Annotated in this window: 6 protein-coding genes; 2 read left to right on the top strand and 4 right to left on the bottom strand. The window is 50.1% G+C overall.

Annotated features, from left to right (window positions below; translation table 11 throughout):
- Positions 1 to 227: 227 nt before the first annotated feature.
- Positions 228 to 4238 carry a magnesium chelatase subunit H gene (locus tag GS601_RS17990; protein WP_162424673.1) on the bottom strand — a complete coding sequence of 1337 codons (4011 nt, stop codon included), beginning with the start codon at positions 4236 to 4238 and terminating at the stop codon, positions 228 to 230.
- 617 nt (positions 4239 to 4855) lie between these two features.
- A complete protein-coding gene (locus tag GS601_RS17985) occupies positions 4856 to 5248 on the bottom strand; it encodes a hypothetical protein (protein WP_162424672.1) in 393 nt (130 codons plus the stop codon).
- Positions 5249 to 5680: 432 nt separating this feature from the next.
- Here GS601_RS17985 and GS601_RS17980 point away from each other — a divergent pair, with 432 nt between their 5' ends.
- Positions 5681 to 7666 (top strand): chloride channel protein, encoded by a 1986-nt coding sequence (locus tag GS601_RS17980; protein ID WP_162424671.1) that lies wholly within the window; start codon positions 5681 to 5683, stop codon positions 7664 to 7666.
- A gap of 150 nt (positions 7667 to 7816) precedes the next feature.
- Here GS601_RS17980 and GS601_RS17975 read toward each other — a convergent pair whose 3' ends face one another.
- The gene (locus GS601_RS17975; protein WP_162424670.1) at positions 7817 to 8212 is read right to left on the bottom strand and encodes an AbrB family transcriptional regulator; all 396 of its coding nucleotides are present in this window, start codon (positions 8210 to 8212) and stop codon (positions 7817 to 7819) included.
- 1082 nt (positions 8213 to 9294) lie between these two features.
- Between GS601_RS17975 and GS601_RS17970 the strand changes: the two genes are divergently transcribed.
- The gene (locus GS601_RS17970) at positions 9295 to 10530 is read left to right on the top strand and encodes an HhoA/HhoB/HtrA family serine endopeptidase (protein ID WP_162424669.1); all 1236 of its coding nucleotides are present in this window, start codon (positions 9295 to 9297) and stop codon (positions 10528 to 10530) included.
- Positions 10531 to 10686: 156 nt separating this feature from the next.
- On the opposite strand, the gene GS601_RS17965 is transcribed toward GS601_RS17970, so the two are convergent.
- Positions 10687 to 14157, bottom strand: a complete 3471-nt coding sequence (locus GS601_RS17965; RefSeq protein ID WP_162424668.1) for a caspase family protein — start codon at positions 14155 to 14157, stop codon at positions 10687 to 10689.
- Between the last annotated feature and the right edge of the window lie 76 nt (positions 14158 to 14233).

The raw sequence follows: 14233 nt of genomic DNA, 5'->3' as shown, positions 1-14233 counted from the left end.
CTACAAGACTGCCTCCAGGCTAGGGGATCAAGGAAAATCTGCCTGGGTATTGCGGAGCGATCGCAACTATTTATAGAGATAGAGCTTATAGAGATAGAACGCGATCGCACAAAAATTTTTCTACACCAAAAATGGGGCAAACACAGATGCTGAACTTTCGTACTGTCCGCTATCTGCCTTGCCCCTGAGATCGAATTTACTTGAATTTACATTTGGCGAATGTAGGCTTACTCTACTCCCTCAATTCGATCTTCCACTTCTTGATACAACTCACGCAGCTTATCAAGATTTTCTTCACTCGTTTCCCAGTAGCCGCGACCATTCGCTTCAAGCAGCGTCGTCACCATTTTCCGAAACGAACTCGGATTGAGATCGAGCAGCCGCTTTTGCATCTCCTCATCTTTGACAAAGGTTTCATTCGCGTCTTCATAGATCCAATTGTCTACCGCGCCTGCTGTGGCTGACCAACCCATCGTGTTGACCAGTCGCTTCGAGAGTTCCCGAACGCCTTCATAGCCGTGAGACAACATGCCCTCATACCACTTAGGATTGAGGAGCTTTGTGCGCGCATCGAGCCGAACTGTTTCAGACAAGGTGCGAATCTGAGCGTTTGCCGTTGTCGTGTCTGCCATAAAGGAGGTCGGTGCTTTGCCATCATCGCGCAAACTTGCCACAATCTTTGTTGGGTCAGAATCGTAGTAGTGCGAAACATCGGTAAGCGAGATTTCAGACGAATCCAAGTTTTGGAAGGTGACATCTGCGGTCTTCAAGGTTTCGCGGAAGATTTTCTCGTTTTGCTCCATCATGCCGGGGTTGTCAGACGAGAACGCAAACCCTTTGCGGGAAAGGTACATGTTTTGCAGTTCTTCTTCGTTATCCCATGTGCCGTTTTCTACTGCCAAATTAACGTTTGACGAATAAGACCCAGAAGCGTTGGAAAAGACGCGGGTTGCCGCTTGGCGCAGGTTAATTCCCAGTTCATCAGCTTGCTTGAGCGCATGTTTGCGAACAAAGTTCATCTCCAACGGCTCGTCTGCCTCGGCAGCCATTTTCACCGCCCGATCAAGCAGTGCCATTTGGTTGATAAACAAGTCGCGGAACACTCCGGAACAGTTCACCACAACGTCAATCCGAGGACGAGCCAACTCTTCTAGGGTGACCAATTCCAGCTTATTCATCCGTCCTAAAGAATCTGGCACGGGTCGCACCCCGATCATCCAGAAAATTTGGGCGATCGACTCGCCGTAGGTTTTGATGTTGTCGGTTCCCCAAAGCACGCAGGCGATCGTTTCTGGATACGCGCCACCATTTTCTGCACACTGACGAGCAATCAAGCGATCGACGACGATTTTGGCAGATTTCACTGCTGCCGCCGTCGGAATCGATTGCGGATCAAGCGCATGAATATTTTTTCCGGTGGGCAAGACATCTGGGTTGCGAATTGGATCGCCGCCAGGGCCGGGAATAGTGTATTGCCCATCGAGCGCCATCAGCAGTGCCCCAAGTTCGTTATCGGCAACCACTTGCTTGAGGCAAAATTGCAAAAATTCGATCAATGGCTTGAGGAGTTCCTCATCAACAGTCTTGAAGCCCGACTCGTGGAGAGATTCAACCCAAGGGGCTTTTTTGCCGCTAAAGCTAAACAGACTCGTCAGCATCGACATTTTCGACACCCGACCTTCTTCATCTACTTGAGACTTCACCATGACACCCACGGCAGCGCGAGTTGCTTGGTTGATGTCATTGAGGAGTTGAACGTCATTGAGAATGCCTAAATCGCTGTTTTGGAAGATTTCGTCAATATCGCGACCCAGGCTGTTGGCAATGATGCGGGGCAAACTGACCATGTTCTCTTCAGGGCGATCGAGGCTCGCAATATTCACCAAGGTTGCGATCGCTTCTTCTGCCGTGGGTGGTTTGCCAATCACATGCAGCCCACAGGGCAACAACCGCGATTCGATCTCCATCAGCTTGATGTAAACCTTACCCACGATCGTATCTCGCGCTTCAGACGTTAGATCTTTAGACTCTTCTGGAAGCTCAATATCTTTGTCGAGATTGCAGATCCGCGCCTTGTCCATAATCGTGTCTACGATTTGCACCCCACGACCCGAATCTTTGAGCGTTTGATACGAGCCAACTAGGTCGCTAAGCTCTTTCAAGCCTTTGTAAAGTCCGGCATTTTCAGCAGGAGGAGTCAGGTAGCTGATCGTTTCTGCATAAGAGCGACGCTTGGCGATCGTGGCTTCTGACGGATTGTTCGCCGCGTAGTAATACAGGTTGGGAATCGTGCCGATCAAGCTATCGGGAAAACAGTCCTCCGACATGCCGATTTGCTTACCGGGCATAAATTCTAGCGAACCGTGGGTGCCAAAATGCAGCACGGCATCGGCTTTCCAAACCTTTTCAAGATAGGTATAGTAAGCCGCGAACCCATGGTGAGGGCTGGCAGAGCGCGAAAACAGCAGCCGCATCGGATCGCCTTCATACCCAAACGTGGGCTGCACGCCGATAAAGACATTGCCGAACGCCTTGCCGTAGACCAACAGGTTTTGTCCATCGGTGTTAAGATGCCCTGGAGCCGTGCCCCAAGACGGAATCAACCTTTCGTGATACGGCGTCAGTTCTTCATATTCTGGAACTGACATGCGGTAGGCAATGTTGAGTTCGGGGCTGTTGTATTGAGCGCGGGCATCGTGGAGCACTTCCAGCATCAGCGCTTCGGCGGTTTCTGGCAGATCTTCCACGTCGTAGCCGTTTTGCTTGAGTCCTTCCATCACTTTATAGATAGAGCCAAACACATCGAGATAGGCGGCAGTTCCGACGTTGCCTTTGTCTGGCGGAAAGCTGAATACCGTGATGGCTACTCGCTTATGGAGTTTGGGCTTGTGGCGGAGGTTTGCCCACTTTAAGGCGCGTTGGGCGATCGCTTCGACTCGATCTTGGAGGGCGATCGCTTTGCCCGTCATGCCATCGCGTCCAGATACGATGATCGGCTCGATCGCCCCGTCCAACTCTGGCAGCGCAATCTGGAGCGCTACTTGAATCGGGTGCAACCCCAACTCGCTATCTTGCCATTCCTCTGTGGTTTGAAATACCAGGGGCAGTGCCACCATATAGGGGCGATTTAGACGCTTGAGTGACTCGATCGCTTTCGGGTGATCTTGCCGGGCTGGGCCTCCAACCAAAGCAAACCCAGTTAGTGAAACGACGACATCTACGATCGCGGTGTCAGGCGCGGTTCCCTCAACGTTGCGCGCTGCGCTCAGCGGGTCATAGAAAAACGCCTCGACAGGTTTAGAGAAATCTAAGCCGCCTGCAAACACCGGAATGACCCGTGCCCCCATCGCTTCAAATTCCTGCACCATCGCCACATAGTGGGCGTCATCCCCCGTAACCAGGTGAGTGCGTTGCAGCACTAGCCCAACCGTGGGCGCGAGAGGATCTTTGAGATCTGAAGTAATATCTTTTCTAGAGTTAAACCAGTTGAGATATTCTTTGAGGTCTTCAAACATGGTAGGCGCGAGGGGATGCCAGATGCCCAAATCGGGGTAGGTCACTGGCTCTTGGTAGGTCGCTCCTGCCTCAACCGAGCCTTTGTAAACATATTTGTCTGCCAGCATCAGCAGAAAGTTCTCTAGGTTTTCAGCATTGCCGCCGAGCCAATATTGGAAGCTCAGCATAAAGTTCCGAGCATCCTGCGCCTTGTCCATTGGCAGATACTTCAGCACCTTGGGCAGCGTGTTGAGCAGCTTGAGCATGGCATCTTGGAAACTTGACCCCGACTGCTCTTTGCGCTTCTTCATAAACTGCGCGATCGCGCTCTTCGACTGACCCAACTGAGCCATCGAAAAGCTGCCCATTTTGTTGAGGCGCATCACCTGCGGCATTGACGGAAACACCACTGCCACATCTAAGTGGTCGCGATGAGGCTCCACTGCCGCCACTAATTTTTCTGCTAAGTCTTCTAAAAAGATCAGCGAGGCGATAAAAATGTTTGCTTTAGCCACGTCGCGCTGGAAGTCTTCGTAGTTTGTAGGGTCTCGAAGTTCTTCGATCAGGTATCCACTAATTTCAACCGCAATGTGAGGATGCTTAGCGTTGATCGATCGCACAGCGGCAGATAGCGCGCTTTGGTACTGTGGCTCTAGCACGACATAGACCACCTTGAGTAAGGATCGTGCCCCTAAGTTGTCGGGTGCAATGTGTCTTATGGTGGGCTTGACGTGGGTGAACATGCGGTCAGACTCCTTTGAGGCGTGTTCTCTTCTCAACAATTTACTCGCATTTAAGCGACGATTGCCCAGTGGCAGCACAGTTTAAAAATGCAAACCAAGGACGCATTCTAAGGAAGCTTGTACGGTGGCTCCTTTAGAAATGGCGGGGTAGGCATCGCGGTCTGAAAAGCACTTAATCAAGTTTTATTAAGCATTTTCCCATAGTCTACGATGCGTGACGTGACGTTAGATATAAATGTGTTTTTACCAGAAAACGCCTACCCAATGAGCATTTCGGCAGATATCTGACACAATTTGATAAAAAACCTGAGATATTTGTTTATTTTTGTACACAAATTCGCGAGTAATCGGTTGCAAATTTATTACAATTTCTTCATCATCTTTTTGACTCAACGGTTAGTCAGTAGATCCGGTTTAGCACAGGGGTAAGTCAGCACCACCAGAAAATCTTCTTCTACATCCTGTGGTTGCAAAATCTTGGAGTGGATGGAGTCACCTTTTGGTAACCGTAGAACTCCTATTTTTGCGATTTTTTGCGATCGCAGGGTTAATCGTGGCAATTTGCCTCCGAAGGCGAGCTTCGCAGAGCGCTACAACAGCGACATTACCCCTGTGTCCTATTCTGGAGCCTCGCTGACCCTAACAATTTGCTCAATCCACCCCTGAATGAAGCGGGTTTGCCCGCCTGCACCGCTCAAAAACGACATGGTGAACCCAAGAATCAGCAGACTGCCCAAAATCCCGATAAATCGAGAATGCCGAGCCACCCCTGAATCTCTCAAAATTCTGGCTAAAGGTCGGCTTTGACGACGCAGTTTTCTCTCGTTGGTAACTAGTCGCTTCCTCGCAAATGGGTCGCGCACATAGTGCCCACTGACGCTAACCACAAAGCGAGATCGACAGTGCGGGCAGGTCAACAATCCTTTCATCAGTCTGACCGAGCGGACATCGCTTGTGCGATCGCAAATTGGGCAAGGAATTGAATAGTGGTCAAAGCTATAGACACTCATCGCGCAGGGAAGGGGGAAGGAATTTATAAAGAGCTTATTTGATTGAATTGAGCAGAGTTACAGTGCGATCGCAAGAAATCTTGTTCCGCTATTGAATATCAAAGGTATCCGATTTGCTCGAAGGAAACATAGCCTATGTGACCAGTCTACCCAAGTTTGCTCAGATCTTCTTCAGATTTTTGGCGTAGCTTTAAACGCTTTAATATTCAAAAAGTTCTAATTTTTTTGCTGGATGTAACGTTCTGTATCATTGAACAGAAGCTGCTAATTAAGTTCCCCATACTTTTTTGTTAAGAGAGCATAGAAACCCGATGTCATTGCATGAAAAGATGCCCTAGCAATCAGAATGTTTCTTGGCATAGGAGTTAAAAATCCCTCACAATGAGAGACAGAAACAAAATTTAACTTTATTAAAATTTTCGCATTCAAGAAATGTCGTCTGCCCCTCCGCACGTTCTGCTTTCTGATCACCAAGTTTCGCCTGAGTCTACCCCAACCCCTCTGCTGAGCCGTCTACATCCCCCCCCTGAGACCATCGTGCTGATGCTAGCGGTGCTGATCGGTGGCGGTGCAGGCTTAGGCGTCGTTGCCTTTCGGTATTTAATTGAGGTCATCCATCGCTGGATGCTAGAAGACTTGATGGGGCAGATCAACCATTGGGGTGCCTGGTCGTTAGCCTGCGTGCCGATGCTGGGCGGCATCCTCGTCGGCTTGATGCGGTGGGGTTTGAAAGATTTTGGCACGGGCATTTCAGGGCTAATGACGGCGGTGCAGTCAGGGAAAGAATTGTCGCCGATCAAATCAGTGGGAAAAGCGATCGCGGCGTCTGTGTCGCTTGGCTCTGGTGCCTCCCTCGGCCCGGAAGGACCCAGCGTAGAAATTGGCGCTCACATCGGCATGTTTTTAGGGCAACTCCTCAAAGTATCCCAAGAGCGACAGCGTTTGCTGTTGGGAGCAGGCGCGGCGGCGGGTTTGTCAGCCGGGTTCAACGCCCCGATCGCTGGGGTGTTCTTTGCCCTAGAAGTCGTTTTGGGAACCACCTTTGAAACCTCTGCCGCCAGTGTTGTGGTGTTGGCGGCAGTGGTTGCCGCGTTGATTACGCAAATTGGGCTAGGCGGACAACCCGCCTTCGATTTGCCAGCATATGAGGTTCGGAGTCCTTTAGAGTTGCCGCTGTATTTGGGGCTAGGGTTGTTTGCCTGCGTCGTCTCGATCGCCTATACCCAATTCTTGAAAGGGACTCAAACCGCGTTCCAAGGGCAACTCTTCGGGTTTGGGTGGCTCACCAAAATTCCGCGAGAAATTCATCCGGTGATGGGCGGGCTTTGTGTGGGTCTAGTGGCGCTAAAACTGCCTCAGGTGTTGGGCGTGGGGTATGACACGATCGAGGCAATGTTGCGAAATGCAGAATTTTCAGTAGGTCTGCTGGTGACATTGCTGATCGTCAAACTGGTTGTGACGGGCATTAGTTTGGGCAGTGGGTTGGTGGGGGGCGTCTTTGCCCCTGCCATGTTTCTAGGTGCGTCGCTGGGTACAGCCTACGGCAAAATCCTGCCCTTTGTCTTTCCCATGTTTGCTTCTAGCATCGCAGCATCTCCAGCCTATGCGATGGTGGGAATGGCAGCCGTCTTAGCGGCGAGCGTTAATGCTCCATTAACCGCTGTTCTGCTGCTGTTTGAAATGACTCGCGATTACCGGATTGTGTTACCGCTGATGGCGGCGGTTGGCTTGAGCGTTTGGCTAGCAGAATGGCTCAATCGCAAACAAGCTCCGCAGTCTAGTCTCAAACCGCTTGAATCAACTCCAGATATTGACCCTTTAGATCTTCGATTCGCCAACCGAAATCAAGAGCTTCTCAAAAACTTATCGGTCGCAGAAGCGATGCAGCCAAACTTCTTACGACTGTCTGCTGACTTGCCGTTACCCGAAGCCGGGTTGGCTCTGATTCAATATCAACGCCATAGCGCTTTGGTGGTCAATCAAGACGAGCAGCTAGTCGGCATCGTTACGTTACAGGATGTCAATCGTGCGATCGCACGGTGGGAAAAAGCTCATGCTTCGGATGGGGTTAATTACTCACCCCTTACCCAAAAGGTCAACGAAGTCTGCACGACTGATATTTTATATGCTCACAAAGACGAGCCATTGATCGACGCGCTCGATCGCATGACCACTCGCGGCTTACATCAACTTCCGGTCATCGATAGTGACGAAACCCATCAGATTATTGGGCTGCTAGAACAAGAAGGCATCACGCTTGCCTGTAACTTGGCGCTCACGCGAGAATCGCTCATTCCTTATTTGACGATTCTCCCTCCGTCTCAGCCAGCCGAAGCGACGATAAATACAACGATAAATAATACTGCCATAAATAGCGCGATCACCCCGTCTCATTTGTCGCTAGAGACCTCGGCTTGAACCCAAACAAACCTCCGGTTATCTGTTTCGGCTCGTCCAGATTCCGGTAAACATCATTAAAAAACCGCCTAAAAAAATAGCGATCGCCGCACCGACAGGGATCGCTGTTGCCCAATCTATATTTTCCATAAACCATTCACCACGTTGAGCTTACACAACTGCTTCTTCGTCTTGACGGTCTACTTGACGCAGGTGAATATGTTTGCGACCAAGAGAAATCTCAAACTCATCTCCTGGCGTAAGTTCCATCTGTTTCGTGTAGGCAGCACCAATCAAAAGATTACCATTTGACTGCACACTGATACGGTAGCTGGCGCTCCGTCCACCCCGCCCATTTGTTCCTTGCTTACCATCTAATTCAATTCCCTCTGCATCAATTAAAGCATTGAGAAATTTCATCATATTGACCCGTTCTACACCATTTTTGGTTACGGTGTAGTAGCCGCATTCTCTTGCTTTTTCCTCTTTATTGAGGTCATCTAATTCCTTAACTTTCTTGAGCAAGGGTTCGCCCGTAAGCGGCTCAATTTTCTTCTTTTTAGTCATCAACTTGCATCTGAACTGATGGGTATTGTCTCTATTTTACTGGACTTTGCTAGTTTGGCTATACAAAAAAGATCGCACCGAATCTTATCGTTTGCTTGCCTATTATACTGAGATTTTCTTTGGTTCTCTCAATCGCATTCAGGCTGATAAGAAAGAGTTGGTAAACCCCTAGAATAGAGTACTCCATAAAGAATGATTTGAGATCAGCCAACTTTTAATTGGCTCAGAGTAATAAAAGTCTTATTAGCAAGTGTTGAACCGATCTGAAGCAACGATGCTGGTTTAGAAATAGGTTGCTAAGGATGCATCAGCGCTTAATTAAATGCTCTGCGATCGCTCAGTTGCAATGGTCTGAACGGCTGCCTTCTCTTAAGCACGAGGTTTGGGGAACGTCGCATTATTGAGGGGAACGTCGCATTATTGAACAGCAACTATCTTTTCTGGCTTCAGCACGCAGATCCTCAGATTGGCTTCCTAAATTAAAGGTTGGGAGACTGTAGCGGATTTTCAGACTTCACGGGGCACCAACTTCATCACAAAACGGGCTTGAGCTATCCCCACCCATGCCTACAAAAGTTACAGACATAAAAAGGAGCGAGCCAATCGCGTATGGCGGGGTTTACTCACCAAATTGGCATCATTACAATCAGCCAATCTAAAGAGCAAATACCACCGAGTGCAATCAACTCACTCTTACCATTCATTCACCTGTGAGCATCACCTTATCAAGCTCAGTTGTCAGGTATGTGTGATAGACATGAATTTGAAATGACAACCCGGTACCCTAAAAGTCTCAGAATAATGTTCTGACTTTGGGGAGCAAACTGAGCGATTTTTGCGTCACAGAACGTTAGATTTAATGCCTAGCCAGTGAAATCTCACAGAGCAACATTCCTAGAATCGCAACCCAAATGACCTATTTCCTTCTTAAACTAAGAATATCCATCTCATAGTGCAGGATGGTTTGTGCATCTTTTCTCAGATGGGTCTACCGATGATTGGTGCTGAAAGCAGTGAGTCGATCGTTAATTTACAGTCTTGGCTTGTTGTGCAGAGTTATAAACAAGGAGAATAATAGACCGATGCCAAATCGCAATGCTCAGAATAAACAAAATTGGAAGCAGTCTGCTATCTATTTGATGCTGCCGTTGGTAGGAGCGAGCGCCGCCCTTGGGGGAAATCGGTTGCTGTCTTCGGAGGTGCTGCAACCTCAACCTGCGATCGCTCAGTCTGTAGATGCTCAGGTCGCTCAAAGTCGCACCTCTACCCTGCTCACCGGTGCAGACGGCAACTTTATTGCGGCGGCTGCCGAGCAGGTCGGTCCATCGGTAGTGCGAATCGATTCTTCGCGAACCGTTCAATCTCGCGTTCCCGCTATTTTCAACGATCCCTTTTTCCGTCAGTTTTTTGGAGGGCAAGTTCCCAATGCGCCCTCGTCGCGGGTTGAACGGGGGACAGGATCGGGGTTCATCATTAGTAGAGATGGGCTAATTTTGACCAACGCTCATGTTGTCAATGGAGCCGATACGGTCAACGTTGTTCTCAAAGACGGGCGGGAGTTTAGCGGAAAGGTGATTGGGCAAGATACGCTCACGGATGTGGCGGTGATTCGAGTTCAGGCTAATAATCTGCCTACTGTGAGGCTAGGCAATTCAGAAACGCTAAAACCCGGAGAATGGGCGATCGCCATTGGCAACCCATTGGGTCTTGACAACACCGTAACGGCTGGAATCATCAGCGCCACAGGTCGTTCAAGTGCTGAAGTTCGGGTCGCCGACAAGCGTGTCAGCTTTATTCAGACCGATGCGGCCATCAATCCAGGGAATTCTGGTGGCCCGTTGCTCAACCAGCGTGGTGAAGTGATTGGCATGAATACAGCGATTATCGGTGGTGCCCAGGGGTTGGGCTTTGCAATTCCGATCAATACGGCTCAGAGAATTTCTCAACAGCTAATCACGAAAGGCAAGGTTGATCATCCGTATCTAGGAATCCAGATGAGAACGCTGACCCCTGCTTTGAAACAGCAGATTAACAGCGATCGCCAGATCGGGTTTCAGGTTCAAGCCGATCGCGGCGTTGTGGTATTTCGAGCGTTGCCCAATTCTCCTGCTGCCAGGGGAGGTTTGCGGACGGGTGATGTGATTCAGAAGATCAATGGTCAAACTGTAACGACTGATGCCCAGGTTCAGCAAATTGTGGAAAGCAGTTCGATTGGCAGTAGCCTCCAGATCGAGGTCAACCGGGGTGGACGGGCAACCACTGTAGCAGTTCAGCCTGGGGCGTTTCCTACTCAGACGGCTCAGATCGAAAACAGGTAACCCAAATGGGCAAATTTAATGTCGTGGTCGGGGTTGACTAGCGACTATGGCGGATGAGCGATCGCGGAGGTTGAGAGAACTTGCTTCCCATCGGTGGCTCATCTGCTCTTTGCTGAGGTTAGGAACGATCAGATGGGTCAGCATCTAGTTTTGAACTCATTTGTAGCAAATCGCATCAATTTCGCGAATGGTTTGGGAGGGCAAATCACTTTCCGAGATATCGCTGGGAGATTGGTTTAGCTGGCTGCATCCTTGCTTTATCAGGGTTGCTAGATTTAGATCCCAGATCAGGATTCCATTGCGATCGCTGACACTCATTAGCGTCTCTTCCGTGCCGTGAAACGAGAGGCTCTCCACAGTGTCTTGATGCCCGGATAAGGTTTTGATCACTCCGCCGCTGCGTAAATTCCAAAGGTTGATGGTTTTGTCTTGGCTGCCCGATGCCAAGTTTTGCCCATCGAGACTAAAGCTGACGCTGGTCACAATCCCGCGATGCCCATTTAATGTCAAGTAAGGACTTGCCTCCCGCTCAGGCTTAGCATTGCTCACCGTCCAAAGTTTGATCGTTTTGTCCCACCCAGAAGATGCGATCGCTTTTCCGTCTGGGCTAAAGGTCAAGTCTGTAATTCCTTGCAGCTTAGCTGGATCAGGCGAGACATTATGATGACCCAGCAAAATCGGCTGGTTGCTTTCGGGATACCACAGGCGGAGGGTGTTGTCGCTACTTCCGGCAGCAAGAATGCGACCGTCTGCGCTAAACGCGATCGCGCTAATGGCAGCTTCGCTTCCTTTGAGGGTTTCTACTAAGTCACCCTTTGGCACCGTCCAAAGTTTGATCGTTCGATCTACACTGCCCGATGCAAGCACGCCACCATCCGGGCGAAAGCGAAGAGCGATCACGCGATCGCTGTGTCCGGGTAACGTTTTGATGAGGATTCTTTTTTCAAGGTTCCAAAGCTTAATGGTTTTATCAATGCTGGCAGAGGCTAATAGAGTGCCATCAGGGCTAAATTGAAGTTTCGTAACTGGCTCAGTGTGGCTTTTAAAGGTCGTAGTCGAGCGTTCCCAACGACCAGAATCTTTGCCTTTATTCCACAGTGTAATCCCGCTTTCGCTGCTGGCGGTGGCAAGTTTTTGCCCATCAGACCTATAGGCAATCGCGGTGATGGGCTGGCGTTCTGAAAGTTGAGTTGCGGGTTGAGAACGGGTAATCGCTTGCTGAAGGGTTGCGATCGCGCTTAGTTTTGTCTGTTTTGGCAACAGATTCCAAGGTTGATCAAGTTTTTGCAATCGACGCCCAGCTTGGAGTGCGGTCACCAGGGCGGTTTGTGGCTGAGACGATAACAGCGTTTCTGAAGTGGTAGATAGCGCATTGATATCTCGAAGTTGGGCGTTGCGGTGCTGATAAAGGCTAAAGACCGCCATTCCAGACGCCAGCAGCCCTAGACCGCCCAACGTAAAGGCAACCACTTTGCGAGTTTGGGGACTTCGTTGCTGATCAACAAAGCGATGGGTCAGTTCATGGGTAGACTGTTTCAAGCCTCCGACTGCTGTAACCGTGTGTTGGCTGGTTGTCGAGGCAAGCCGTTTTAAGCTATCTGTCATCTCAGAGGCTTTTTGAAGCTGTTGATGACGGCGCTCAGCTTGGGCTTCGCGTTGGCGTTGGGCTTCTGTTGCCTTTTGAAGCTGTTGGCGCTGCCGTTCGGCTGCTTCATGCTGGCGTCGCTCAATTTCTTGGCGGCGACGTTCCGCCTCTTCCTCCTCGCGTTGGCGTCGTTCTAGCTGTTGACGGTAACGCTCAACTTCTTCGCGTTGGCGCAGGGCTTCAGCCGCTTGCTGCTCAGTTTCCGCTTGCTGCCGTTGTTCATTTTTTCGACGGCGTTCAGTTTCTTCCTCACGTTGGCGTTGGGCTTCAGCCGCTTTTTGGCGTTGCTGTTCACGTTCCGCTTCTTCGCGTTGACGTTGCTCAATTTCTTGCTGATGGCGTTCCGCTTCTTCGCGTTGACGTTGTTCAAGTTGCTGCCGGAGACGTTCCGCTTCTTCGCGTTGACGTTGTTCTTCAGCCGCTTTTTGAAATTGCCGAAGACGTTCTGCTTCTTCCTCGCGCTGACGTTGCTCGATTTCTTGCTGTCGCCGTTCCGATTCCTTGCGTTGACGTTGTTCAAGCTGCTGCCGAAGACGTTCCGCTTCTTCGCGTTGACGTTGCTCAATTTCTTGCTGATGGCGCTTTGCTTCCTCTTGTCGCCGTTGTTCAATTTCTTGCTGAAGACGTTTGGCTTTCTCCTGGCGCTGGCGCTGTTCAACCTGTTGCCGAGTGCGTTCTAAGTTTTGTTCACGCTGTTGCTGTTCAAGTTGTTGCCGACGGCGTTCCGCTTCTTCTTGTTGACGCTGCTCCTCAGCCGCTTTTTGGCGCTGCTGTTGACGTTCGATTTCTTCGCGTTGGCGTTGCTCAATCTCCTGCCGACGTTCGATTTCTTCGCGCTGGCGTTGCTCGAAGGAGAGATCTGTCGATTTTTGGAAAGGCGGCGTGATTTGGCTAGCTGTCGGTATGATCGGCTCTTGAGCGAGGGGCACGATCGATTGGATCAATCTTGGGGGAAGCTGAGTTTCGACAATCTCTGGCTGGAACGGTTTGATCGAGTCTTGTGCTGTCGCCTGATCGGGGGCAGAAGGACTGCTCGACTCTTGGTTTGCAACTGTAGAAACTGTAGAAATTGGGGAGTCTGTTAATTTCAATCCTAAAACGATTTTTTCATTGCCCTTAACAATTCTCCTGGGTTTCTGCAAGGTATATTCAGGCTGCCGCTCTTCCCAATCTTGTTTGTGTTGATTTGCTGAGCGAATTTCTTGATTGCGTTGGTTGAGATGTTGCAACGTGTGGCTATAAACGTAATCGCACAATCTATCGGTGTCGATGATGCCTTGCGAATTGGCAGCTTCTCCCTGCAAACCTTGCATCAGAACGTAGGTGAACAGACCATGCCCAAGCTCTGGAAACTTCCAGGATTGCTGAAAGCGATCGCACGACAGAAAGGCATCAAACCCTGGGTGTTGGGCGGCTCGCCGATGGAGCATTTCGATCAGTTGCACCGTGGGATCGTCTAATTGATCGAGTTGATCGAGGGTCTGATGGTTTACACTGTTGAGCTTTGCTTCACCTCTGTGGCAGGTATCTAGCCACACGACCTGCTGCTTTGCTTGACAATTGCCGAGCGATCCTAAAAGCGCGATCGCGCTTAGCCCTGTTTTCAACAACGCCTCTTTTTGAGTATCCGCGAGGCATAAAACAGCTTGCTGCAATCGCGGTTCCAACACACCGTGCCCACAAAAATAAAATAAAACGGTATCTTGAGGCTGGGCATATTCTGCAATCTCTTGCAAGCTTTCTCGTACTGCACCTAAAGTTGGCGTACGAGAAGCCAAATCGTGGTGAATTGAAATGGTGCGTTCTGGAAAGGCACGAGTGGCTTGGGTCAGGGCATAGGCTAAGCTCTGACAATCGATCGCAGCGTAGGGCAGTGCCGGAAGGTGCGGATCGTCGTAATGCTGAACACTCACCATGAGTATCCAGAGTTTGGCTTGACCAGATTGAAGGGCGATTTCAGGACGACTAGGAGTGCGAGACATAGCTGGGGGGGTAGGTCGTAGGGATGCTGACTCCGCATCTCTAGCGTAGGGTGTTACAGTTGCATCCGACTTGGAT

Origin of the sequence: Myxacorys almedinensis A (assembly GCF_010091945.1) — a bacterium.
Lineage (GTDB): Bacteria > Cyanobacteriota > Cyanobacteriia > Leptolyngbyales > Leptolyngbyaceae > Myxacorys > Myxacorys almedinensis.
This window is presented reverse-complemented; position numbering and strand designations above follow the sequence as displayed.

Excerpts from the sequence above, each read along its gene's own strand:
- GS601_RS17970 (WP_162424669.1), top strand. The coding sequence starts at position 9,295 with ATGCCAAATCGCAATGCTCAGAATAAACAAAATTGGAAGCAGTCTGCT.
- GS601_RS17965 (WP_162424668.1), bottom strand. The coding sequence starts at position 14,157 with ATGTCTCGCACTCCTAGTCGTCCTGAAATCGCCCTTCAATCTGGTCAA.
- GS601_RS17985 (WP_162424672.1), bottom strand. The coding sequence starts at position 5,248 with ATGAGTGTCTATAGCTTTGACCACTATTCAATTCCTTGCCCAATTTGC.
- GS601_RS17990 (WP_162424673.1), bottom strand. The coding sequence starts at position 4,238 with ATGTTCACCCACGTCAAGCCCACCATAAGACACATTGCACCCGACAAC.
- GS601_RS17975 (WP_162424670.1), bottom strand. The coding sequence starts at position 8,212 with ATGACTAAAAAGAAGAAAATTGAGCCGCTTACGGGCGAACCCTTGCTC.
- GS601_RS17980 (WP_162424671.1), top strand. The coding sequence starts at position 5,681 with ATGTCGTCTGCCCCTCCGCACGTTCTGCTTTCTGATCACCAAGTTTCG.